This is a genomic window from Arthrobacter sp. Edens01 (assembly GCF_001307035.1).
Taxonomy (GTDB): domain Bacteria; phylum Actinomycetota; class Actinomycetes; order Actinomycetales; family Micrococcaceae; genus Arthrobacter_B.
Genome location: NZ_LKIU01000005.1, coordinates 1,344,073 through 1,366,372, shown reverse-complemented (window position 1 = coordinate 1,366,372; position 22,300 = coordinate 1,344,073). Strand labels below are relative to the sequence as shown.

Annotated in this window: 18 protein-coding genes; 12 read left to right on the top strand and 6 right to left on the bottom strand. The window is 64.4% G+C overall.

The window, feature by feature from the left end; all coding sequences use genetic code 11:
• Positions 1 to 14: 14 nt before the first annotated feature.
• The 12 genes from uvrA (at position 15) to secG (ending at position 13,916) form a co-directional block, all read left to right on the top strand.
• Positions 15 to 2,906: an excinuclease ABC subunit UvrA gene (gene uvrA, locus AO716_RS12515; protein WP_200907620.1), complete on the top strand. Its 2,892-nt coding sequence runs from the start codon at positions 15 to 17 to the stop codon at positions 2,904 to 2,906.
• Positions 2,907 to 3,062: 156 nt separating this feature from the next.
• A complete protein-coding gene (locus AO716_RS12510; RefSeq protein WP_055241199.1) occupies positions 3,063 to 3,758 on the top strand; it encodes an HAD hydrolase-like protein in 696 nt (231 codons plus the stop codon).
• Positions 3,745 to 4,413, top strand: a complete 669-nt coding sequence (locus AO716_RS12505; protein ID WP_055241197.1) for a lysophospholipid acyltransferase family protein — start codon at positions 3,745 to 3,747, stop codon at positions 4,411 to 4,413. The genes AO716_RS12510 and AO716_RS12505 overlap by 14 nt, the downstream gene beginning before the upstream one ends.
• A 67-nt stretch (positions 4,414 to 4,480) precedes the next feature.
• The gene (gene uvrC / locus AO716_RS12500) at positions 4,481 to 6,481 is read left to right on the top strand and encodes an excinuclease ABC subunit UvrC (RefSeq protein ID WP_055241195.1); all 2,001 of its coding nucleotides are present in this window, start codon (positions 4,481 to 4,483) and stop codon (positions 6,479 to 6,481) included.
• Between the two features lie 83 nt (positions 6,482 to 6,564).
• A complete protein-coding gene (gene rapZ, locus AO716_RS12495; protein ID WP_055241193.1) occupies positions 6,565 to 7,464 on the top strand; it encodes an RNase adapter RapZ in 900 nt (299 codons plus the stop codon).
• Complete coding sequence (locus tag AO716_RS12490; protein ID WP_055241191.1) at positions 7,465 to 8,490, top strand: gluconeogenesis factor YvcK family protein; 1,026 nt, start codon at positions 7,465 to 7,467, stop codon at positions 8,488 to 8,490. It begins immediately after the preceding gene.
• 10 nt (positions 8,491 to 8,500) lie between these two features.
• Entirely contained in the window at positions 8,501 to 9,481 is a 981-nt protein-coding gene (gene whiA / locus AO716_RS12485) for a DNA-binding protein WhiA (RefSeq protein WP_055241190.1), read from the top strand.
• Between the two features lie 107 nt (positions 9,482 to 9,588).
• Positions 9,589 to 10,215, top strand: a complete 627-nt coding sequence (locus AO716_RS12480; RefSeq protein ID WP_055241188.1) for a superoxide dismutase — start codon at positions 9,589 to 9,591, stop codon at positions 10,213 to 10,215.
• 222 nt (positions 10,216 to 10,437) lie between these two features.
• Positions 10,438 to 11,442 carry a type I glyceraldehyde-3-phosphate dehydrogenase gene (gene gap / locus AO716_RS12475; protein ID WP_055241186.1) on the top strand — a complete coding sequence of 335 codons (1,005 nt, stop codon included), beginning with the start codon at positions 10,438 to 10,440 and terminating at the stop codon, positions 11,440 to 11,442.
• A 36-nt stretch (positions 11,443 to 11,478) separates the two neighbouring features.
• The gene (locus AO716_RS12470; protein ID WP_055241184.1) at positions 11,479 to 12,705 is read left to right on the top strand and encodes a phosphoglycerate kinase; all 1,227 of its coding nucleotides are present in this window, start codon (positions 11,479 to 11,481) and stop codon (positions 12,703 to 12,705) included.
• 90 nt (positions 12,706 to 12,795) lie between these two features.
• Positions 12,796 to 13,611, top strand: coding sequence for a triose-phosphate isomerase (gene tpiA, locus AO716_RS12465; RefSeq protein WP_055241182.1), 816 nt, complete (start codon positions 12,796 to 12,798; stop codon positions 13,609 to 13,611).
• A gap of 53 nt (positions 13,612 to 13,664) precedes the next feature.
• Positions 13,665 to 13,916, top strand: a complete 252-nt coding sequence (gene secG, locus AO716_RS12460; RefSeq protein ID WP_055241180.1) for a preprotein translocase subunit SecG — start codon at positions 13,665 to 13,667, stop codon at positions 13,914 to 13,916.
• 101 nt (positions 13,917 to 14,017) lie between these two features.
• On the opposite strand, the gene pgl is transcribed toward secG, so the two are convergent.
• The 6 genes from pgl to tkt are packed head-to-tail and all read right to left on the bottom strand — an operon-like array spanning position 14,018 to position 22,257.
• Positions 14,018 to 14,830 carry a 6-phosphogluconolactonase gene (gene pgl / locus AO716_RS12455; RefSeq protein WP_055241178.1) on the bottom strand — a complete coding sequence of 271 codons (813 nt, stop codon included), beginning with the start codon at positions 14,828 to 14,830 and terminating at the stop codon, positions 14,018 to 14,020.
• Positions 14,827 to 15,762, bottom strand: coding sequence for a glucose-6-phosphate dehydrogenase assembly protein OpcA (locus tag AO716_RS12450; protein ID WP_055241176.1), 936 nt, complete (start codon positions 15,760 to 15,762; stop codon positions 14,827 to 14,829). The genes pgl and AO716_RS12450 overlap by 4 nt, the downstream gene beginning before the upstream one ends.
• On the bottom strand, positions 15,759 to 17,303 hold the full coding sequence (gene zwf, locus AO716_RS12445) for a glucose-6-phosphate dehydrogenase (protein WP_055241175.1): 1,545 nt from the start codon (positions 17,301 to 17,303) through the stop codon (positions 15,759 to 15,761). Before zwf ends, AO716_RS12450 begins: the two co-directional genes overlap by 4 nt.
• 3 nt (positions 17,304 to 17,306) lie before the next feature.
• Positions 17,307 to 18,923 carry a hypothetical protein gene (locus tag AO716_RS12440; RefSeq protein WP_055241173.1) on the bottom strand — a complete coding sequence of 539 codons (1,617 nt, stop codon included), beginning with the start codon at positions 18,921 to 18,923 and terminating at the stop codon, positions 17,307 to 17,309.
• Between the two features lie 5 nt (positions 18,924 to 18,928).
• The gene (tal, locus tag AO716_RS12435) at positions 18,929 to 20,044 is read right to left on the bottom strand and encodes a transaldolase (protein ID WP_055241171.1); all 1,116 of its coding nucleotides are present in this window, start codon (positions 20,042 to 20,044) and stop codon (positions 18,929 to 18,931) included.
• 23 nt (positions 20,045 to 20,067) lie between these two features.
• Entirely contained in the window at positions 20,068 to 22,257 is a 2,190-nt protein-coding gene (gene tkt, locus AO716_RS12430) for a transketolase (protein WP_082413538.1), read from the bottom strand.
• Positions 22,258 to 22,300: the final 43 nt, after the last annotated feature.

Genomic DNA, 22,300 nt, shown 5'->3' with positions numbered 1-22,300 from the left:
CTAGAGTGGAAAGCGTGTCTACCGCGACTTCACTGACTTCTGGCCACAATCCGCACCACGCCGGCGATCTCTCACGCCTGGTAGTGAAAGGTGCGCGCGAGCACAACCTGCAGAACGTGGACCTTGATCTCCCGCGTGACGCGATGATCGTGTTTACGGGCCTGTCCGGCTCGGGGAAGTCCTCACTTGCCTTCGACACGATCTTTGCCGAGGGCCAGCGCCGCTACGTTGAATCCCTTTCCTCCTATGCCCGGATGTTCCTGGGCCAGGTGGACAAGCCGGACGTGGACTTCATTGAAGGACTGTCTCCGGCGGTCTCGATCGACCAGAAGTCCACGAGCCGCAACCCGCGCTCAACGGTTGGCACCATCACGGAAATCCACGACTACATGCGCCTGCTCTGGGCGCGCGTGGGTACCCCGTTCTGCCCGGTATGCGGCGAGCCCGTCAGCCGGCAGACCCCGCAGCAAATCACTGACCAGCTGCTGGAACTCGAAGAGGGCACCCGCTACCAGATCCTGGCGCCGGTGGTCCGGGGCCGCAAGGGCGAGTTCGTAGACCTGTTCAAGGACCTGGCCGCAAAGGGCTATTCCCGCGCCAAGGTGGACGGCAATCTGGTCCAGCTCTCCGATCCGCCCAAGCTGGGCAAGCAGTACAAGCACACCATTGAGGTGGTCATCGACCGCCTGGTGGCCAAGGAAGGCATCCGCCAGCGCCTCACGGATTCCGTGGAAACCGCACTTTCGCTGGCTGAGGGCAGGGTCCTGGCCGACTTCGTGGACCTGCCGGAGGACAGCCCCGAGCGCACCCGGGCCTTCTCTGAACACCTGGCCTGCCCCAACGAGCATCCGCTGGCCATCGATGAGATCGAGCCGCGTTCCTTCTCCTTCAACAACCCGTTCGGGGCCTGCCCCGTGTGCACCGGCATCGGGTCCCGGCTGGAAGTCGACGAGGAACTCGTAGTCCCCAACCCCAACCTGAGCCTGGCCGCCGGTGCCATCGCCCCGTGGTCCATGGGCACCGCCACCACCGAATACTGGAACCGGCTCCTGGCCGGCCTTGCCAAGGACATGGGATTCTCCATGGACGTGCCGTGGAAGAAACTCCCCGCCAAGGCACGCGAAGCCGTGCTGCACGGCAAGGACCACAAAGTCGTAGTCCAGTACCGCAACCGCTTCGGCCGTGAACGCAAGTACACCACCGGCTTCGAGGGCGTGATTGGGTACATCAAGCGCAAGCACACCGAAACCGAGTCGGAGAGTTCACGCGACCGGTACGAAGAGTACATGCGCGAAATTGCCTGCCCGGAGTGCGGCGGCGCACGGCTCAACCCGGCGTCCCTGTCCGTCCTGATCAACAAGCGCAACATCGCCGAGGCCAGCGCCATGCCGCTGCGCGAGGCGGCTGACTTCTTTGAGCACCTTGAACTCACGGACCGCGAAACCAAGATCGGCGAGCAGGTTCTCAAGGAAATCAATGCACGCCTGACGTTCCTGCTCGACGTGGGACTTGAATACCTCTCGCTGGACCGGCCCGCCGCGACGCTGTCCGGCGGTGAGGCACAGCGCATCCGCCTGGCAACGCAGATCGGTTCCGGCCTGGTCGGTGTCCTCTACGTCCTGGACGAACCGTCGATCGGCCTGCATCAGCGGGACAACCGGCGGCTGATCGAGACGCTGGCCCGGCTCCGGAACCTCGGCAACACCCTGATTGTGGTGGAGCACGACGAAGACACGATCCATGAAGCGGACTGGGTTGTCGACGTCGGACCCGGCGCCGGGGAAAAGGGCGGCGAGATCGTCCACTCCGGACCGCTGTCCGAGCTGCTCACCAACACCCGGTCCATCACCGGCGACTACCTCTCCGGGCGACGGAAGATCGAGATTCCCGCCAAGCGCCGGAAGGTGGACAAGTCCAGGCAGCTCAAGATTGTGGGCGCCCGGGAGAACAACCTGCGCAACATCGACGTGAACGTGCCGCTGGGCGTATTCACCGCAGTCACGGGTGTCTCCGGGTCCGGCAAGTCCACTCTGATCAATGACATCCTCTACCGGGTCCTGGCCAGCAAGCTCAACGGCGCCAAGCATGTTGCCGGCCGGCACACCCGAGTGGACGGACTGGAGCACCTGGACAAGGTAATCCACGTGGACCAGAGCCCGATTGGACGCACCCCGCGCTCCAACGCGGCCACGTACACCGGCGTTTTCGACCACATCCGCAAGCTTTTCGCTGAGACCACCGAGGCCAAGGTACGCGGCTACCTGCCGGGACGGTTCTCCTTCAACGTCAAGGGCGGCCGCTGCGAGGCCTGCCACGGCGACGGCACCCTCAAGATCGAAATGAACTTCCTACCGGACGTCTACGTTCCGTGCGAGGTCTGCCACGGAGCCCGCTTCAACCGCGAAACCCTGGAGGTCCATTACAAGGGCAAGAACATTGCCGAGGTGCTGAACATGCCGATTGCTGAGGCGGCGGAGTTCTTCGCAGCCTTTGCACCCATCGCACGGCACCTCAACACACTCGTTGACGTCGGACTCGGGTACGTACGGCTGGGACAGCCTGCCACCACCCTCTCCGGCGGCGAAGCGCAGCGCGTAAAGCTTGCTGCCGAGCTGCAGAAGCGCTCCAACGGGCGCAGCGTCTATGTGCTGGATGAGCCCACGACCGGACTGCACTTCGAGGACGTGCGCAAGCTGCTCCTCGTGCTGCAGGGACTCGTGGACAAGGGCAATACCGTGATCACGATCGAGCACAATCTTGATGTCATCAAGAGTGCGGACTGGATCATTGACCTGGGACCCGACGGCGGCACGGGCGGCGGCATGGTTGTGGCTTCGGGCACGCCGGAGAAGGTGGCGAAGTCCCCGGACAGCCACACCGGCAGGTTCCTGGCAGAGATCCTCTAGGGCGCCAAATCCGGCATCGGTGCCCTGACCGAACCACGGCAACTGCCCGTCTGGAGAACCAGGCGGGCAGTTGCCGTGCCCGGGAGGATTCAAACATATTCCGAGCCGGTAATACGTTTTTACGCCCGTGCGGCTTCTCTGTGCGAAACTTGGCCGGTGACTGATTCCCGGCTCCTGGTCCTCTTCGATCTCGACGGCACCCTTGTGGATCCTGCAGGCAGCATTACCGGAGGCATAGCCTCGGCGCTGGCAGCCACAGGTCTCCCGGTTCCCGCGGAGGCGGAACTGCAGCGGATGGTCGGGCCGGCACTTAAAGAATCCCTCATATCGATCGCCGGGGTCCCGGAGAACCTGCTCGACGCCGTCATCACCAGGTACCGCGCGGGCTACCGGGAGACCGGCATGGCCGAGAGCCGGCCGTATCCGGGTATTGCAGAGGTTGTCAGCGAACTCAGGGATGCCGGAGCACTGGTGGCTGTAGCCACCCAAAAGCCCGAACCGATCGCGCGGCAGCTCCTGGCTGTCCAGCAGCTGGACAGCCTTTTCGACTCCATCCACGGCTCACCTGCCGACGAGCGGCTGGCTGCCCCGGACGGGAAGGTTTCGATCATCCGCGCTGCCCTTGACGCGCACGCGGGGGAATACTCTGCCGCGGTCATGGTGGGAGACCGTTCCCACGACGTGCATGGAAGCACTGCGAACGGCGTGCCCTGCATCGGTGTGGCCTGGGGCTTCGCACCCGACGGAGAGCTCGAAGCTGCCGGTGCCGCCGCCGTCGTGCATTCGGCGCACGAGCTGCCCCAAGCCGTCTACGCGGCCGCAGACCGGGCAGGTGCCCATGGGACTGTATAACCTCACCCGGTCCAGCACACGCGGACTGATCAAAATGTGCCGGCCGAAGATCACCGGCCTGGAGAACGTTCCCACCACCGGCCCCTTCATTGTCGCCGCAAACCACCTGTCCTTCCTGGACAGTGTCCTCATCCAGGCACTTATGCCGCGCCGGGTTGGGTTCTTTGCCAAGGCAGAGTACTTCACCACGCCGGGGCTCAAAGGCGCCGCCATGCGGAACTTCTTTGAGAGCGTTGGATCAATCCCGGTGGAGCGGGACCAGCAGGCAGCCAGCGTCGCAGCACTGAAGTCCCTCCTGGACGTCCTGGAGTCCGGCGGCGGAATCGGCATCTATCCGGAAGGAACCCGTTCCCGTGACGGTCTGCTCTACCGCGGCCGCACCGGCGTCGGCTGGCTGGCCCTGACCTCAGGTGCGCCGGTGGTCCCGGTGGGACTGATCGGGACGGAACGGCTGCAGCCGGCCGGCAGGAAGTGGGTCAAACCGCATTCCTTCACCATGTCGGTGGGACGTCCGCTCTACTTCTCCAAGACCGGGCCCCGGCATGCCCTCCCCGAACGGCGCCGGGTGACCGACCAGGTCATGGACGCCATCGCTGAACTCTCCGGCCAGGAGCGCGCTTCCAGCTACAACCAAAACAAGCCCGACGGAGCCTAGGCACCGCGTTTGCGCGTGCGGCGAAACTCCGCAGCCTGGTGCAGGGACTGCGCCGTAGGATGGAAAAGTGGCAGATCCAGCAACTTACCGGCCCCGGACGGGGGAGATCCCGACCGAACCCGGGGTGTACCGTTTCCGCGATGAGCACCGCCGGGTCATTTACGTAGGCAAGGCGAAGAACCTCCGGTCCCGGCTGAACTCCTACTTTGCAAGTCCGGGCCAGCTGCTCCCCAAGACCCGGGCCATGGTCTTCACCGCTACCAGCGTTGAATGGACCGTGGTTGGCACTGAACTCGAAGCGCTGCAGCTCGAGTACACCTGGATCAAGGAGTTCAATCCCCGGTTCAACATCATGTTCCGGGATGATAAGAGCTACCCGTATCTGGCGGTCACCATGGGGGAGAAGTACCCGCGCGCCCAGGTGATGCGTGGAGACCGGCGGAAGGACACCCGCTACTTCGGCCCGTTCTATCCCGCCAAGGCCATTCGGGAGACGCTGGATACCCTGCTGCGCGTCTTCCCGGTCCGCACCTGCAGTGCGGGTGTCTTCAAACGCGCTGAACGCACCGGCCGTCCCTGCCTGCTCGGCTACATCGACAAGTGTTCAGCGCCGTGCGTAGGACGGATCAGCGCCGAAGACCACCGTGCGCTGGCGGCAGAGCTGTGTTCCTTTATGTCCGGGGAAGGCAAGCGCTTCATCCATGACCTGGAGAAGCAGATGCAGGCCGCCGTCGCGGAACTGGACTACGAATCCGCTGCCCGGCTGCGCGATGACATTGCCGCACTGAAGAAGGTCTTCGAACGCAACACCGTGGTTCTCTCCGAGGACACCGACGCGGACATCTTCGGCATGGTCCAGGACGAGCTGGAAGCATCGATCCAGGTCTTCCACGTCCGCGGCGGCCGGATCCGGGGACAGCGCGGCTGGGTTGTGGAGAAGGTGGAGGACATGGACACCGGGGAGATCGTGGAGCATCTCCTCCAGCAGGTCTACGGCGAAGCAGCCATGTCCGACCGCATTCCACGCCGGGTCCTGGTGCCCGTCCTGCCGGACAACGCCGAAGAGCTGCAGGTGTGGCTCCGCGGACTGCGCGGATCCAAGGTCAAGATCTCGGTTCCGCAGCGCGGTGACAAGAAATCCCTGCTGGAGACCGTGACCCGCAATGCCGAAGATGCCATGCGGCTGCACAAGAGCCGCCGGGCCGGAGACCTAACCACCCGCTCCGCAGCGCTCTCTGAGCTGCAGGAGGCGCTGGACCTGCCGGTGCCGCTGCTGCGCATCGAGTGCTATGACATCTCCCACGTTCAGGGCACCAACGTGGTGGCGTCCATGGTGGTTGCCGAAGACGGGCTGATGAAGAAGTCCGACTACCGGCGCTTCTCCATCACCGGCGAAGCTGCCCGGGACGACACCGCCTCGATGTACGACGTCATCTCCCGCAGGTTCAAGCACTACCTTGCCGAGAACTTCGATCCTGCCGCCGCGGTTCCCGATGCCGAGCCGAAGACCGAAGCGGACGGCGGGAACCCGGAGAACCCGCTGGCGGACACACTCACGGCACCGCCCAAGGCAAAGTTCGCCTATCCGCCCAATCTCGTAGTGGTCGACGGCGGCAAACCCCAGGTCACCGCGGCGTCCCGCGCACTGGCAGACCTCGGTATCACCGACGTCTACGTTGTGGGCCTGGCCAAACGGCTTGAAGAAGTGTGGGTTCCGGAGAGTGACTTCCCCGTGATCCTGCCGAGGTCCTCCCAGGCCCTGTTCCTGCTGCAGCGGATCCGGGACGAAGCGCACCGGTTCGCCATCACGTTCCACCGGCAGAAGCGCGGCAAATCCATGACGGCGTCCATCCTGGACTCTGTCCCGGGACTGGGCCCCGCCAAGCAGAAGGCGCTTCTGAAGCACTTCGGGTCGGTGCGCAGGCTCAAGCAGGCCGACACGGCGCAGCTGCTTGAAGTCCCCGGTATCGGTCCTTCAATGGCCGCTGCCGTGCAGGCAGCACTGGCCAATGCGGCTGAAGCGGCTCCCGCCGTGAACATGGCCACCGGCGAAATAGTTGAATCTTAGTTAGGCTGGGAAGGCCGGACTCCGGCGGAAGCAGGCGGCCCCCGGCACCGGGAGCCAGGCGAGCGACAGGAACAAACAAAAACATGACTGAAGTGGACGGGCTGCAAAGCGTCAAGCCGGCCGAGTCCGAACTGCTTGTTGTCACCGGTATGTCCGGTGCCGGCCGCAGCACAGCTGCCAACGCGCTGGAGGACCACGGCTGGTATGTGGTGGAGAACCTGCCCCCGCTGATGCTCGGCACACTGACCGAACTCGTGTCCCGCATGCCGCACTCAATTCCGAAGCTCGCCGTCGTCATCGACGTGCGGAGCAAGGGACTGTTCCAGGACATCCGCGAAGCCCTGAACAACCTTCGTGCCGCCGGTGTCTCTTACCGTGTCCTGTTCCTGGAAGCCTCAGACCAGACGCTGGTCCAGCGCTTTGAATCCGGCCGCCGGCCGCACCCGCTTCAGGGGGACGGGCGGATCCTGGACGGCATTGCCGCCGAACGGGACGTGGTCAAGGAGCTGCGCGATGCGTCGGACATCATCATCGACACCTCCAAGCTCAACGTGCATGCTTTGGCCACCACAATCACGGAGCTTTTCACCGAGCAGGGTCCGATTGTGCTGCGAATCAACGTTATGAGCTTCGGTTTCAAGTACGGGCTCCCCGTTGACGCCAACTACGTTGCCGACGTCCGCTTCATTCCCAACCCGCACTGGGTTCCGCAGCTTCGCCCGCACACCGGCCAGGATGCCGATGTCCGTGACTTCGTCCTGGGCGCACACGGTACTTCGGAGTTCCTCGACAGATACGTCGAAGCCCTGGAGCCGGTTATCGACGGATACCGGCGCGAGAACAAGCACTACGCGACGATCGCCGTTGGCTGCACCGGGGGCAAGCACCGTTCGGTAGCCGTTACCGAGGAGCTGGCCAAGCGCCTCGCGAAGCTTCCCCACGTCACCGTCAGCGCACACCACCGAGATCTGGGACGGGAATAGATGGGGTTCCTGACCGGCCCCATCCCGGTCCTTCCGGAAGGAACCACCCTCAAGGCTCCGAACGGCGCCAAGTCACCTGCCGTGGTGGCACTGGGGGGAGGGCACGGGCTTTCCGCTTCGCTGTCTGCCCTGCGGCTGCTCACCACCGACCTGACCGCGGTTGTCACCGTTGCCGACAACGGAGGGTCCTCGGGCAGGCTGCGGAATGAGCTGGATGTGCTGCCGCCGGGCGATCTCCGGATGGCACTGGCTGCGCTCTGTGACGATACCGACTGGGGACGGACCTGGCGTGACGTCATGCAGCACCGCTTCCGTTCCCGCCCCGGCGTGGAAGGCTCCCTGGACAACCACGCCCTGGGAAACCTGCTGATCGTTACCCTGTGGGAACTCCTCGGCGACCCGGTTGCCGGGCTGCAGTGGGCAGGTGCCCTTTTGGGTGCCCGCGGGCAGGTGCTGCCTATGTCCACGCACCCGCTGACAATCCAGGGGGATGTTCTCCACCAGACTGACACTGGCCTGCGCCACGAGACCGTAACGGGGCAGGCGGAACTGGCGGCGGCCGGAACGCACTCGAACGTTCTCAACGTCCGCCTGCTGCCCTCGGACGCGCCCGCGTGCGCCGAAGCCATCAGCGCTATTGAACGGGCAGACTGGGTGATCCTGGGTCCGGGTTCGTGGTACACGTCCGTGCTGCCGCATCTGCTGCTGCCCCAGATGCGTGACGCGCTGTGCGCCACGAAGGCCCGGCGCTGCCTGACCATGAACCTGCGCAACGAGACGAAGGAAACGGCGGGGATGTCCGCCGTCGACCATCTGCAGGCCATCCGGCGCTATGCCCCGGGGTTCAAGGTCGACGCGGTGCTGGCCGATCCTGCGGTCGTCGAAGACCAGGACGCATTCGGCGAGGCGGCAGCGGAGATGGGGGCGAAGGCGGTCTTCGGTAAGGTAGGGGCAGCGGCCCGGCGGCCGATCCATGATCCGCTGAGGCTGGCCGCCGCGTATCACGATATTTTCGGGGAAAACTAGGAGTGTTTTTGTGGCGCTGACTGCTGCAGTCAAAGAGGAACTTTCGCGCCTGAGCGTAAAGAAATCCTCGGTTCGTAAAGCCGAAGTCTCAGCGATGCTGCGCTTTGCAGGAGGCCTGCACATCATCTCGGGCCGGATCGTGATCGAAGCTGAGGTGGATCTTGCCTCCACTGCACGCCGGCTCCGCGCCGCCATCGCCGAGGTCTACGGGCACAGCAGTGACATTGTGGTGGTGTCCGGGACGGGCCTGCGCCGCGGAAACCGCTACATTGTGCGCGTGGTCAAGGACGGGGAGTCACTCGCCCGCCAGACCGGGCTCCTGGATGCACGGGGACGGCCGGTCCGCGGCCTGCCTTCGGTAGTCGTCAACGGTTCGGCAGCTGACGCAGAGGCAGTCTGGCGCGGCGCGTTCCTGGTTCATGGCTCCCTGACCGAGCCCGGGCGTTCCTCCTCGCTGGAGGTTACCTGCCCCGGCCCCGAAGCCGCACTGGCGCTCGTTGGTGCTGCCCGGCGGATCGGAATCCAGGCCAAGGCACGGGAAGTCCGCGGAGTGGACCGCGTGGTCATCCGTGACGGAGACACCATCGCAGCGCTCCTGACCCGGATGGGAGCACACGATGCCCTTATGGTTTGGGAAGAGCGCCGGATGCGCAAGGAAGTCCGTGCCACGGCCAACCGCCTGGCGAACTTCGACGACGCCAACCTCCGCCGTTCCGCACAGGCAGCGGTTGCGGCCGGCGCACGGGTTGAGCGTGCCCTGGAAATCCTGGGGGAAGACGTCCCCGAGCATCTGCGGTATGCCGGGGAACTGCGGGTGGCGCACAAGCAGGCCAGCCTGGATGAGCTGGGCCGCCTCGCCGACCCGCCTATGACCAAGGACGCCATTGCCGGCCGGATCCGGCGCCTGCTGGCCATGGCGGACAAGCGCGCCGTTGAGCTCGGTATCCCCGGCACTGAAGCCAATGTGACCCCTGAAATGCTAGACCAGTAACGTCTTGCATAGGATGGACTAAGTGTGCTGACTTACTCAGCACAAGACAGCTTCCGGATGGACACGCCACCCGGAGTTATGGATCCGACAATCAACGGAGGATTTTCGTGAACGAATACACACTGCCGGAACTGCCGTACGACTACGCAGCCCTCGAGCCCCACATCTCGGCACGCATCATGGAACTCCACCATGACAAGCACCACGCCACCTACGTAGCCGGCGCCAACACCGCACTGGCACAGATGGCCGAAGCCCGGGAAAAGGGCGAGTTCGGGAACATCCCCAAGCTCTCCAAGGACCTCGCGTTCCACCTCGGCGGACACACGAACCACTCCATTTTCTGGAACAACCTCTCTCCTGAGGGCGGCGACAAGCCCGTAGGCGAGCTCGCAGCAGCCATCGACGACTTCTTCGGATCCTTCGATGCCTTCCGCGGCCAGTTCACCGCAGCAGCCAACTCCCTCCAGGGATCGGGCTGGGCAATCCTGGCCTACGAGCCGCTGGGCGGCAACCTTGTCATCGAGCAGCTCTACGATCAGCAGGGCAACATCCCCGTAGGCACCATCCCGCTGCTGATGCTGGACATGTGGGAGCACGCCTTCTACCTGGACTACGTCAACGTGAAGGCTGACTACGTGAAGGCGTTCTGGAACATCGTCAACTGGGCCGACGTCGCGGCCCGCTTCGACGCTGCACGCGCCGGCGCCACGCAGCTGGTGCTGCCCGCCTAACGCGTCTTAATTGCGTCCAGCACAGCAATTATCAGGTGCCGCCGGTCACACTCCGGCGGCACCTGCGCGTAAGATGAAGCAACGGCTCACGCGGTGCCCGACCGGCAATCCGTGCGCTGAAGCAGGTCCGGGACGCGCCGCTCCTGCGAAGTCAACTGAAGTGGCCTTTCCCCACTGAGGTCACTGATTCTCGAACGACCCGCTATCAAGGAGAGAACAAAAGTGACTACTCGTGTTGGAATCAACGGATTCGGGCGTATCGGACGCAACTACTTCCGGGCAGCACTCGAGCAGAACGCGGATTTGGACATTGTTGCGGTTAACGACCTGACAAGCCCTGAGACCCTTGCCCACCTGCTGAAGTATGACTCGGTTACCGGCCGCATCGGCGCCAGCGTGGAGGTCCAGGACGGCAACCTGGTGGTCGGCGGCAAAACGATCCGCGTCCTGGCAGAACGCGATCCGGCCCAGCTTCCCTGGAAGGATCTGGGAGTCGACATTGTTATTGAGTCGACCGGGTTCTTCACCAAGGCCGACGACGCCCGCAAGCACATCGATGCCGGAGCGAAGAAGGTGCTCATCTCGGCACCCGGCAAGGGCGCGGACCGCACGATCGTCATGGGTGTCAACGACAGCGAATACGATCCGGCCAATGACACCATCATTTCGAACGCCTCCTGCACCACCAACTGCCTGGCGCCCCTGGCTAAGGTCATCAACGATGCATTCGGTATCGAACGCGGCCTGATGACTACGGTGCACGCCTACACGGCAGACCAGAACCTGCAGGACGGACCGCACCGCGATTTGCGCCGGGCCCGCGCCGCTGCACTGAACATTGTTCCCACCACCACCGGCGCAGCCAAGGCAATCGGTCTGGTAATCCCCGAACTTGACGGCAAGCTCGACGGGTTCGCCCTCCGCGTCCCGGTACCCACGGGCTCCGTTACCGACCTGACGGTCACCCTCACGAAGGAAGCGAGCGTGGAACAGATCCAGGAAGCCTACAAGGCCGCGGCCGAAGGCAACCTGAACGGTTACCTTCGCTACTCCGACGAACCGATCGTCTCCTCTGACATCGTGACGGACCCCGCATCCTGCATCTTTGATGCCCCGCTGACCAGGGTCATGGGCAACGAGGTCAAGGTAGTCGGCTGGTACGACAACGAATGGGGCTACTCCTGCCGTCTGGTGGACCTCACCTCGCTGGTAGCTTCCAAGCTCTAGGACCCCCGCCCGTACGGCAACGAAACAAAGGTTGACATGACAATTAAGACACTTGACGAACTGATCAGCGACGGCGTTGACAACAGGTACGTTCTGGTCCGCTCCGACCTCAACGTTCCGCTGGACGACGGAAAGGTTGCCGACGACGGCCGGATCCGCGCCTCGATTCCGACGCTGCAGCTGCTGGTGGAGCATGGCGCCAAGGTAATCGTCATGGCACACCTGGGCCGGCCCAAGGGCCAGCCGGACGAGAAGTACAACCTCCGCCCCGCTGCGGACCGGCTGGACGAGCTCGCCCCCTTTGCCGTGGAGTTCGCCGAGGACGTTGTGGGCACCAGCGCCAAGGAACTGGCGGGATCGCTGGCGTCCGGCAGTGTGCTGGTCCTGCAGAACATCCGGTTTGATCCGAGGGAGACGTCCAAGGACGATTCCCAGCGAATGGAACTCGCGCGGGAACTTGCCGGCCTTACCGGCGGCAGCGGCGCGTTCGTTGACGATGCATTCGGCGCAGTGCACCGCAGGCACGCCAGCGTTTACGACATCGCCGAAGTCCTGCCGGCCTACGAAGGCAACCTTGTCCGCAGCGAACTCGAGGTCCTTTCCCGGCTCACAAAGGATCCTGCCAAGCCGTACGTGGTGGTCCTGGGCGGTTCGAAGGTCTCGGACAAGCTGGCAGTAATCGAGAACCTCATGACGCGGGCAGACTACCTCCTGGTCGGCGGCGGGATGGTCTTCACCTTCCTCGCAGCGCAGGGCCACAAGGTGGGTGCTTCCCTGCTTGAGGAAGACCAGATCGACACCGTCAAGGACTACCTGTCCCGGGCCAGGGAAGCCGGCTGCGAGTTCATCCTCCCGACGGACATTGTGGTGGCGGACAAATTCGCGGCCGACGCGGACCATGAAGTGGTTTCGGCGGACGCCATGGAGGACAGCCGGTTTGGTGCCTCAGGCATTGGCCTGGACATTGGTCCGGCCTCGGGGGCAGCTTTTGCGGACCGTATCCGCTCCGGCGCCACGGTCTTCTGGAACGGGCCCATGGGTGTCTTTGAGTTCGATGCCTTTGCCGGCGGCACGCGGGCAGTTGCAGAGGGCCTGAAGGAGTGCTCCGGCCTGACGGTGGTGGGTGGAGGCGACTCTGCTGCAGCCGTACGCAAGCTGGGTTTCTCCGACAGCGACTTCTCGCACATCTCCACGGGCGGCGGGGCCAGCCTGGAGTACCTTGAAGGCAAGGAACTTCCGGGAATCGCCGTCCTCGACAAGTAGGCTGCGCACGGGCCCGCCGGACTACCTCCGGCGGGCCCGTTCCCGTGTCCGCAGCACCGAATACAAAACCACAACGAAACCGGAGCAGAGATGACCAGCTCGACCAACGGCAAGTACGACCGCACACCGCTGATCGCGGGCAACTGGAAAATGAACATGGACCACGTCCAGGGCATCACGCTGCTGCAGAAGCTGGCGTGGACCCTCAGCGACGCCCGGCATGATTACGGCCGTGTCGAGGTTGTCGTGTTCCCGCCGTTCACTGACCTGCGCAGCACCCAGACCCTCGTCCAGGGCGACAAGCTCAAGATCGGCTACGGCGCCCAGGACCTTTCCCCGGAAGACTCCGGAGCGTACACGGGCGACATTTCCGGACAGTTCCTTTCCAAGCTCGGCTGCAGCTATGTCCTGGTTGGGCACAGTGAGCGCCGCAGCGTGCACGGAGAGTCCGACGAACTCCTCAACGCAAAGCTGAAGGCCGCCCTCCGCAACGGTCTTGTGCCGGTTCTCTGCGTGGGCGAGGGCCTGGCTGAACGGCAGGCAGGGAACCACCTGCTTCACACCCTGGAACAGGTCCGGAACGATCTGGTGGGCCTCTCCGCCGAGGAAGTGTCCAAGATCGTGATCGCCTACGAGCCGGTCTGGGCCATCGGCACCGGTGAGGTCGCCGGACCGGAGGATGCACAGGAAATGTGCAGCACCATCAGGGATGAGCTTGCGGATCTTTACGACGACGCCGTGGCGGCGAAGGTGCGCCTGCTGTACGGCGGTTCGGTGAAAGCCGCGAATGCCGCCAGCATCCTCAAGGAGCGGGACGTCGATGGCGTGCTGGTCGGCGGGGCGAGTTTGGATGTAGCCGAATTTGCTAATATTGTCAGGTTTGAAGAACATCTGGTGACCGACTGACCTGCTCAGCGGCAAGGTCTCCAATCTGATGTGTCACCCGTGAAAGGCCGTAAGTGGAAATTCTGAAGATCATCCTGCTTGTCCTGCTTGGGATCAGCAGTCTGCTGCTAACCCTCCTGATTCTCCTGCACAAGGGACGTGGCGGCGGCATGTCAGATATGTTCGGCGGCGGCATGAGCACGAGCATGGGTTCTTCCGGCGTCGCTGAAAAGAACCTCAACCGCTTCACCGTGATCCTCGGCGTCTCCTGGGGCCTGATCATTGTCGCCCTGGGCCTGATCCAGCGTTTCTCCGGCGAATCGTAGGATCCCCGGGCAGACAAAACGCTTACAACATAAAAGGATGGCCCCGGACTTTTGTCCGGGGCCATCCTTTTATGTTGTAAGCCTTGAATTAGACCGCGGTCCTAGGACTCGTGGTCCCCGGCTTCGAGCAGCCGGTCAGGCAGCTGCGAGGCAGCGGCCTGATCGATGAGCCAGCGGGTCTTTTGCTGTCCGCGCGGCCCCGCTGCAGGAACCTGAACGGGACCGGCACCGGCCAGTGCCAGGCCAACAGCGCCGGCCTTGTCTTCCCCGGCAACCGTCAGCCAGACTTCCTCGGCCGAGTTGATGGCTTCGAGCGTCAGCGAGACCCGCTCAGGCGGAGGCTTGGGGGAGTTGCGAACCGCTACCGTTGTCTGTCCCGTAGTGCGGATGCCCGCCATCTCCGGGAAGAGTGAGGCAACATGGGCATCAGGACCGACGCCAAGCAGCAGAACATCAAAGCGGGGCAAACGGGGATCCGCTTCAGTAAATCCGTCGGCCAGTACCTCGCTCTGCGCTGCCCGCTCCAGCTCAGCGGCATAGATTTCAGCAGCCTCTTCGACCGTGGCAGCTTCTGCCGTCGAGGGCACCTCGTGCACACGGTCCTGGTCCGCGCCCAGGGGCAGGAGAAAGGCTTTCTGCGCCGCCAGTGCGTTCCGGTCGGGCGAATCGGGAGCTACGAAACGCTCGTCTCCCCACCAGAAGTTGACTCGCTTCCAGTCAACTGCCGTCCGCGCCGGTGCAGCGGCGACCGATGCAAGGACAGCCTCCCCGGCGCTGCCTCCGGTGAGCACAACCGTTGCCTCGCCCCGACGGCTCTGTACGTCGATGAGTTTCGTGATCAGCCGTCCCGCGGTGGCCGAAACCAGCGCATCAAAATCCGGGTGGATGGTCACGCCTTTGGGGGAGTGCCTCATGCGGTGGTCCCTTCCGGAGCCAGGCACGCGGCCAGCCCCTGGGTTAGTACTTCTCCGAATACTTCGTCAGGGTCCAGCCGCCGCAGCTCTTCTGCAAGGCACTCGTGCAGGCCACGCAGCGGCAGGGCGATCCGCTGTTCAGGCTGGCCCGGCTGGGTCAGGTATGCAGTACTGCCCTCTGGGCGGCGAAGTTCAAGAGCTCCGCCGTCCCGCTCTATGCGGACCCTGCGGATCCCGGCGCCTGCCGGATCTTCAATAATCTCGACGGGCACCTTGAGGGCATGCTTAAGCCACGCAGCGAGCAGGAACGTGCTGGCGGAATCAGAGGCACCCTCCACCACGATCGACTGGATACCGTCTGCACCGTTCTGCTCGAGCACAGCCGCCAGCTGGATTCGCCAGTGTGTCAGCCGGGTCCAGCTGAGGTCCGTGTCTCCATCCGCATAGGTCTTGCTGAGGTCCAGCAGGGCCTGCTTGGGGTCTGGTTCGTTGGCGGCGTCGGTAATCCGGCGGTGGGCAATGCGCCCAAGCGGGGTGGAGGCGGCCGAATGCGGAAGCCCGTGCGGCCACCAGACAACAATCGGTGCGTCGGGCAGGAGCAGCGCCGAAACCAGGGACTCACTTTCGGCAGCCAGCTCGCCGTAGCCGTACAGCAGGATCACATCCGACGCGCCGGCGTCGCCCCCCACGCGGATCTGTGCGTCGAGGCGGGACGGTTCATCCGGGGATCCGGCGGCAAGTACGATCACGCGGCAGGGGTGTTCGCGGCTGGCATCGTTGGCGGCCTCGATGGCTTCTTCGACGTAGTCCGGCTCCGTCACCACGACCAGTGTCAGCACACGGCCCAGGGCAACCACACCGCCCTTGTCCCGCATACCGACGATCTTCTTGGACACCTTCGAGGTGGTGGTGTCCGGCAGGTCAACTATCACGGCCTTCTCCAGGTCCTTCCGTCGCGGGCAAGCAGTTCGTCGGCAGAAGCGGGTCCCCAGCTGCCCGGGGCATAGGGTTCAGGCTGTTCATCGAGGGAGGCCCAATACTCTTCAAAGGGGTCTACGATCTTCCAGGAGAGCTCCACTTCCTGGTGCCGGGGGAACAGCGGCGGCTCACCCAGCAGTACGTCCAGGATCAGGCGTTCGTATGCCTCGGGACTGGATTCGGTGAAGGAATGGCCATAGCCGAAGTCCATCGACACATCCCGCACTTCCATCTGGGTCCCGGGCACCTTTGAACCGAAACGAATCGTTGCGCCCTCATCTGGCTGGACACGGATCACTACGGCGTTCTGGCCGAAGTCGTCCTCCGCGTGGTCGCGGAACAAGAGATTCGGAGCGCGCTTGAAGACGACGGCGATTTCCGTGACCCTGCGGCCCAGACGTTTGCCTGCCCGCAGGTAGAAGGGAACCCCTGCCCACCGGCGCGTATTGATGTCCAGGCGCACGGCAGCGAAGGTCTCAGTCCTGGATTCAGGGTTGAATCCTTCTTCCTCCAGAAACCCGGTGACCTTCTCACCGCCCTGCCATCCGCCGGTGTACTGTCCCCGGGCGGAATGCCGGGAAAGGTCCTGGGGCAGCCGGACCGCGGCCAGGACCTTCTCCTTCTCCGCACGCAAATGCCCGGCGTTGAAGGAGATCGGCTCTTCCATGGCGGTCAGGGCCAGGAGCTGGAGCAGGTGGTTCTGGATGACATCGCGTGCCGCGCCAACGCCGTCGTAATAACCGGCCCTGCCGCCGATGCCGATGTCTTCAGCCATCGTGATCTGGACGTGGTCAACGTAGTTCGCGTTCCAGATGGGTTCGAACAACTGGTTGGCGAAGCGAAGTGCCAGGATGTTCTGGACCGTTTCCTTGCCGAGATAGTGGTCTATCCGGAAGACGGAATCGGCAGGGAACACGGACTCGACAACGTGGTTGAGGTCGCGGGCCGACTGCAGGTCGTGGCCGAACGGTTTCTCGATGACCACCCGCCGCCAGCTGCCGCCGGACGAATCCGCGAGGCCGTGGCTTGAAAGCTGCTGGCAGACCTGTTCGAAGCTCTTGGGCGGTACCGAAAGGTAGAACGCCACGTTGCCGCGCGTACCGCGCTTTTCATCCAGGTCCTGAAGCGTGCTGCGCAGTGCGTCGAATGCCTTGTGGTCGTCGAAACCGCCCTGGACAAAGCGGATGCCTTCAACCAGCTGTTCCCAGACGTTTTCGCTGAAGTCCGTGCGGGACCCCTCCTGCACGGCTTCCTTGACGTAGCCGGCGAAGTCCGAGTCGCTCCATTCCCGGCGCCCAAAACCAACGAGCGAAAAACTGGGCGGAAGCAGTCCCCGGTTGGCGAGGTCGTACACGGCAGGAATGAGTTTCTTGCGGGCCAGGTCACCGGTCACGCCGAAGATAACCAGCGAGGACGGCCCTGCGATCCGGCTGAGGCGCCGGTCGCGGGGGTCCCTTAACGGAGAAGCGGAACCGGTCTCTTCCTTATGGAACATCGGCTACTTACCACCCAGATCCTGGATTGCAGCGGCCAGCTGTGCCACTCCGGCGTCCCGGTTGAGCAGGTTCAGCCGGAGGACAGGCCGGCCGTGATCCGCCAGAACCTGTGCGTCGCCTGCTGCCTGCGCCGCGATGAGCTCGCCAAAGGTAAACGGACGGCCGGGGATGGCCTGGTCTCCGGCGGGGGTGCCGGTGATCTGAAGGTACACGCCCTGGGCTGGACCGCCCTTGTGGAACTGTCCGGTGGAGTGCAGGAACCGCGGCCCCCAGCCGAAAGTGACGGGGCGGCCAGTTGCCTGGGCCAGTTCGGGACGGATCTTCTCCAGTTCCGTCTGCTTGGCCCGGTCCAGGTAAGCCTGCACGCTGAGGTAGCCGTCCCCGCCAAGCTGGCCAAGGAGTGCCTGCAGCGCAGCAGTCAGGGTGTGGCTATCGCCCAGCAGTGCTTCCTCGCCGCGGACCTCGACAGATCCGTCAACGAAGGACGCCGCTACCGGCTCCGGCTGGGCGTCAAGGAGGCCGCGGGCTGCCTTTTTGGCTGCTTCGACGTCGGGCTGGTCGAAGGGGTTGATGCCCAGGAGCCGGCCAGCAACTGCGGTCGCGTACTCCCAAAGCATCATCTGGGCGCCAAGGCTGCCGGAAACGACCACCTGGTCACCTTCCGGGAGTGCTTCGGAGTCGGGTGAAACAATCCGTACCACCAGGACGTCAGGTGCGCCGCTCAGGGTTTCCGGCGCACCGGGTTCGGCTACGACCGGCAGGATGCCCGTCTGCAGCTTGCCGGTGGACTCCGCAATGAGCTGCTCGGCCCAGTCAGGGAAACCCGCAAGTCCGGATTCCTCATCGACGATCACGATCTTGTTCCGCAGCGGATTGGTTCCGCCCAGGGCAGCACCCAGGGCGAGTCCGATGTTGTCCTCCGCGTTGTCGCTGAGGATTTCGGCCGTGTCTTCGGCTGCATCAAGCAGCCCTTCAATGTCCGCCCCGGCGAGGCCGGAGGGAACCAGGCCAAAGGCCGTGAGTGCCGAATAGCGGCCGCCCACGTTCGGGTCTGCATTGAACACGGCACGGTAGCCGGCCTCCCGGGCTGCCGCATCAAGCGGCGATCCGGGGTCGGTGACGACGACGATGCGCGACTTCGCGTCGATCCCCGCCGTCGTGAAAGCGTCCTCAAAGGCACGCCGCTGCGAGTCTGTTTCCACTGTGGACCCCGACTTGGAAGAGACCACCAGCACGGTGGACGCGAGGTCCTCCGCGAGGGCGGCAGCAACCGAGTCGGGGTCAGTGGAATCAAGAACCGTCAGGCTCACGCCTGCAGTTCGGGTGATGACCTCCGGGGCAAGCGAGGAACCGCCCATGCCGGCCAGGACCACGCGGTCCACGCCTTCGGCGGCGAGTTCCTCACGGAGTTCCCGGATCTGTCCCAGAAGCGGCCGGGAGCTTGGCGCCGGATTCAGCCAGCCGAGCCGGATCGAAGCTTCAGCTTCAGCGTCCGGCCCCCACAGCGTGGGGTCCTGGGCGAGGAGCCTGGTGGCTACCTCGTCCCGGACCAGCGCAGGGACGTGGGCCTCCACGGCTTCGCGGGCGGCTCCGGCTGCTTCAAAGGACAGGGTCGTCATGGGTGCTAGGCCTTCCGTGCGTTTTCCAGTGCGGCGGTTACGGTTTCCAGCAGTTCGCCCCAGGAAACCACGAACTTATCCAAGCCCTCGGTTTCGAGGACGGCTACGACGTCGTTGTAGTCAACGCCGGCTGCGTCCAGGTCATCGAGGACGGCAGCGGATTCGGCGTATGTCCCGGTGATGGTGTCTCCGGTGATCCTGCCGTGGTCCGCAGTGGCTTCCAGGGTCTTCTCCGGCATGGTGTTCACAACGCCGGCTGCCACCAGCTCGGTGACGTAGAGGGTGTCCGGCAGCGCCGGATCCTTGACGCCGGTGGAGGCCCAGAGCGGACGCTGCGCATTAGCTCCGGCCGCAGCCAGGACCTGCCAGCGTTCGGTTGCGAAGGACTCCTCAAAGACCTGGTAGGCAAGACGGGCGTTGGCCAGGCCGGCCTTGCCCTTCAGTGCCTTCGCGGCGTCCGTCCCGACGGCGTCGAGGCGCTTGTCGATCTCAGAGTCGACACGGGAGACGAAGAAGGAGGCAACGGAGTGGATCTTGGAGAGATCGTGGCCGTTCTCGCGGGCCTGCTCGATGCCGGCCATGAACGCGTTGATGACCTCGCGGTAGCGCTGGAGCGAGAAGATCAGGGTGACGTTGACGCTGATGCCTTCGGCCAGGACTGCGGTGATGGCCGGGAGGCCCTCCTCAGTTGCCGGGATCTTGATCAGGACATTGCTGCGGCCAACTTTGTCGAAGAGTTCCTTGGCCTCGTTGATGGTGCCCTGGGTGTCGCGGGACAGGCGGGGGTCAACTTCGATTGAAACCCGGCCGTCGACGCCGCCGGTAGCTTCCGCCACGGGGGCGAAGACATCGCAGGCCTGGATGACGTCGTCGGTGGTGATCTCGAAGACGGCCTTGTCCACGTCGGCTCCGCTGGCAGCGAGCTGCTCAACCTGGGTCGCGTAGGACTCGCCGTTGGCCAGGGCAGCCGCGAAGATGCTCGGATTGGTGGTGACGCCGACGACGTTGCGGGCGGTGATGAGGTCCTTTAGGGAACCGGAGGTGATGCGTTCACGGGACAGGTCGTCGAGCCAGATGGATACGCCGGCTTCGGAAAGGGCGGCGGTGGGGGTGGAAGACATTGGTGTTCTCCTTGCTTTCGCGGTTACTTCTGGTCGCCGGTCTCGGTGGAGGCGGCGCCGGAAGGTGCTGCAGGCGTGCCTGCGGGGGCTGCGTCATGGCCGTGCACGGCTGCCAGGGAGTCCCGGGCTGCCTGGGCAACGGCGTCGGCAGTGATGCCGAACTCATTGAACAGAGTCTTGTAGTCGGCTGAAGCGCCGAAGTGTTCCAGGGAAACCATGCGGCCGTCGTCACCGACGAATTCGCGCCAGCCCTGGGCGATACCGGCTTCCACCGACACCCGGGCCTTGACCGAACGCGGCAGGACGGACTCGCGGTACTCAGCGTCCTGGCGGTTGAACCACTCGACGCTGGGCATGGAAACGACGCGGGCGGCAATGCCTTCGGCCGCCAGTGCTTCGCGGGCCTGGACGGCCAGCTGTACCTCGGAGCCGGTTCCAATCAGGATGACGTCCGGGGTCACGGTCTCGCCGCCGCGCACGGCTTCGGCCAGTACGTACCCGCCGCGGGCTGCGCCGTCGGCTGCACCGAAGGAACCGGCGTCTGCCGCTCCGGTGCCGCGCTCCCAGGTGGGAACATTCTGCCGGGTCAGCACAATGCCTGCCGGGTTTTCAGTGTTCTCCAGGATGGTGCGCCAGGCAACGGCCACCTCGTTTGCATCCGCAGGACGGACGACGTCGAGCCCCGGGATGGCGCGGAGGGACGCGAGCTGCTCCACCGGCTGGTGGGTCGGTCCGTCTTCGCCAAGGCCAATCGAGTCGTGCGTCCACACGTAGATGGAGGGCACACCCATCAGCGCGCCGAGGCGGACCGCGGGGCGCTGGTAGTCGCTGAAGATCAGGAACGTGCCAGAGAAGGCGCGGGTGTTGCTGGACATGGTGATGCCGTTGACGATCGCAGCTGCGGCGTGTTCACGGATACCGAAGTGCAGGACCCGGCCGTACGGACCGCCGGACCATGCAGCGGTCTGCCGTCCGGCAGGTACGAATGACTCCGCACCCTCAATGGTGGTGTTGTTGGACTCGGCAAGGTCTGCCGATCCGCCCCACAGCTCCGGAAGAACCGGGCCGATGGCGCTGAGCACCTTGCCGGAGGCGGCTCGGGTGGAAACGTCCTTGCCGGCTTCGAAGGCAGGCAGGGATTCTTCCCAGCCTGCGGGCAGCTTGCCTGCCTGGATGCGCTCCAGCAGGGCGGCGCCTTCCGGGTTCGACTCCTGCCAGGCGGCGAAGGAATCATTCCAGAGCGCGTGCTCTTCTGCGCCGCGAGAACGGACCTCACGGGCGTGGGCCAGTACGTCGGGATCGACGTCGAAGGTCTTTTCCGGATCAAAGCCCAGGGTTTCCTTCAGCGCAGCGACCTCGTCCCGGCCGAGTGCCGAACCGTGGATCTTGCCGGTGTTCTGCTTGTTCGGGGCAGGCCAGCCGATGATGGTGCGCAGGGAGATGATCGAGGGCCGGTTCGTCTCGGCCTTGGCCGCGGCAAGAGCGTCGTAGAGGCCGTTGACGTCTTCGCGGTATTCCCCGCCTGCAGTCCAGTCAACGCGCTGGGTGTGCCAGCCGTAGGCTTCGTATCGCTTGAGGACGTCCTCGGTGAAGGCGATGTCCGTGTCGTCCTCAATGGAGATGTGGTTCTCGTCGTAGATCACCACAAGGTTGCCCAGTTCCTGGTGCCCGGCCAGCGAGGAAGCCTCAGCCGTCACGCCTTCCTGCAGGTCACCGTCGGAGGCAATGACCCAGATGGTGTGGTCGAAGGGGCTGGAGCCTGCGGGGGCATCGGCGTCGAACATTCCGCGGAGGCGGCGCTGCGCGAACGCGAAGCCAACTGCGGAGGCCAGCCCCTGGCCCAGCGGCCCGGTGGTGATTTCAACGCCGTCGGTGTGGCGGTACTCGGGGTGGCCCGGAGTCTTGGAGCCCCAGGTACGCAGGGCCTTCAGGTCATCGAGCTCAAGTCCGTAACCGGACAGGAAGAGCTGGATGTAAAGGGTCAGCGACGTGTGTCCGGGGGAGAGGACGAAACGGTCGCGTCCAAGCCAGTGCGGATCCGCGGGATCGTGGCGCATGACTTTCTGGAACAGCAGATAAGCTGCCGGAGCCAGGCTCATGGCGGTTCCGGGATGCCCGTTGCCGACCTTCTCAACGGCGTCGGCGGCCAGGACGCGGACAGTGTCTACTGCCTTGCTGTCCGTCTCGCTCCAGGTCAGGTTCTGCTCTTCCAAATGTGGCACGTTTACCGGGCCCCTCTCTCTACGGATCACCGGT

Bases quoted from the DNA above. Each gene is read 5' to 3' on its own strand.
- AO716_RS12505 (WP_055241197.1), top strand. From the start codon at position 3,745: ATGGGACTGTATAACCTCACCCGGTCCAGCACACGCGGACTGATCAAA.
- rapZ (WP_055241193.1), top strand. From the start codon at position 6,565: ATGACTGAAGTGGACGGGCTGCAAAGCGTCAAGCCGGCCGAGTCCGAA.
- AO716_RS12490 (WP_055241191.1), top strand. From the start codon at position 7,465: ATGGGGTTCCTGACCGGCCCCATCCCGGTCCTTCCGGAAGGAACCACC.
- AO716_RS12470 (WP_055241184.1), top strand. From the start codon at position 11,479: ATGACAATTAAGACACTTGACGAACTGATCAGCGACGGCGTTGACAAC.
- tpiA (WP_055241182.1), top strand. From the start codon at position 12,796: ATGACCAGCTCGACCAACGGCAAGTACGACCGCACACCGCTGATCGCG.
- pgl (WP_055241178.1), bottom strand. From the start codon at position 14,830: ATGAGGCACTCCCCCAAAGGCGTGACCATCCACCCGGATTTTGATGCG.
- zwf (WP_055241175.1), bottom strand. From the start codon at position 17,303: ATGTTCCATAAGGAAGAGACCGGTTCCGCTTCTCCGTTAAGGGACCCC.
- AO716_RS12440 (WP_055241173.1), bottom strand. From the start codon at position 18,923: ATGACGACCCTGTCCTTTGAAGCAGCCGGAGCCGCCCGCGAAGCCGTG.
- tal (WP_055241171.1), bottom strand. From the start codon at position 20,044: ATGTCTTCCACCCCCACCGCCGCCCTTTCCGAAGCCGGCGTATCCATC.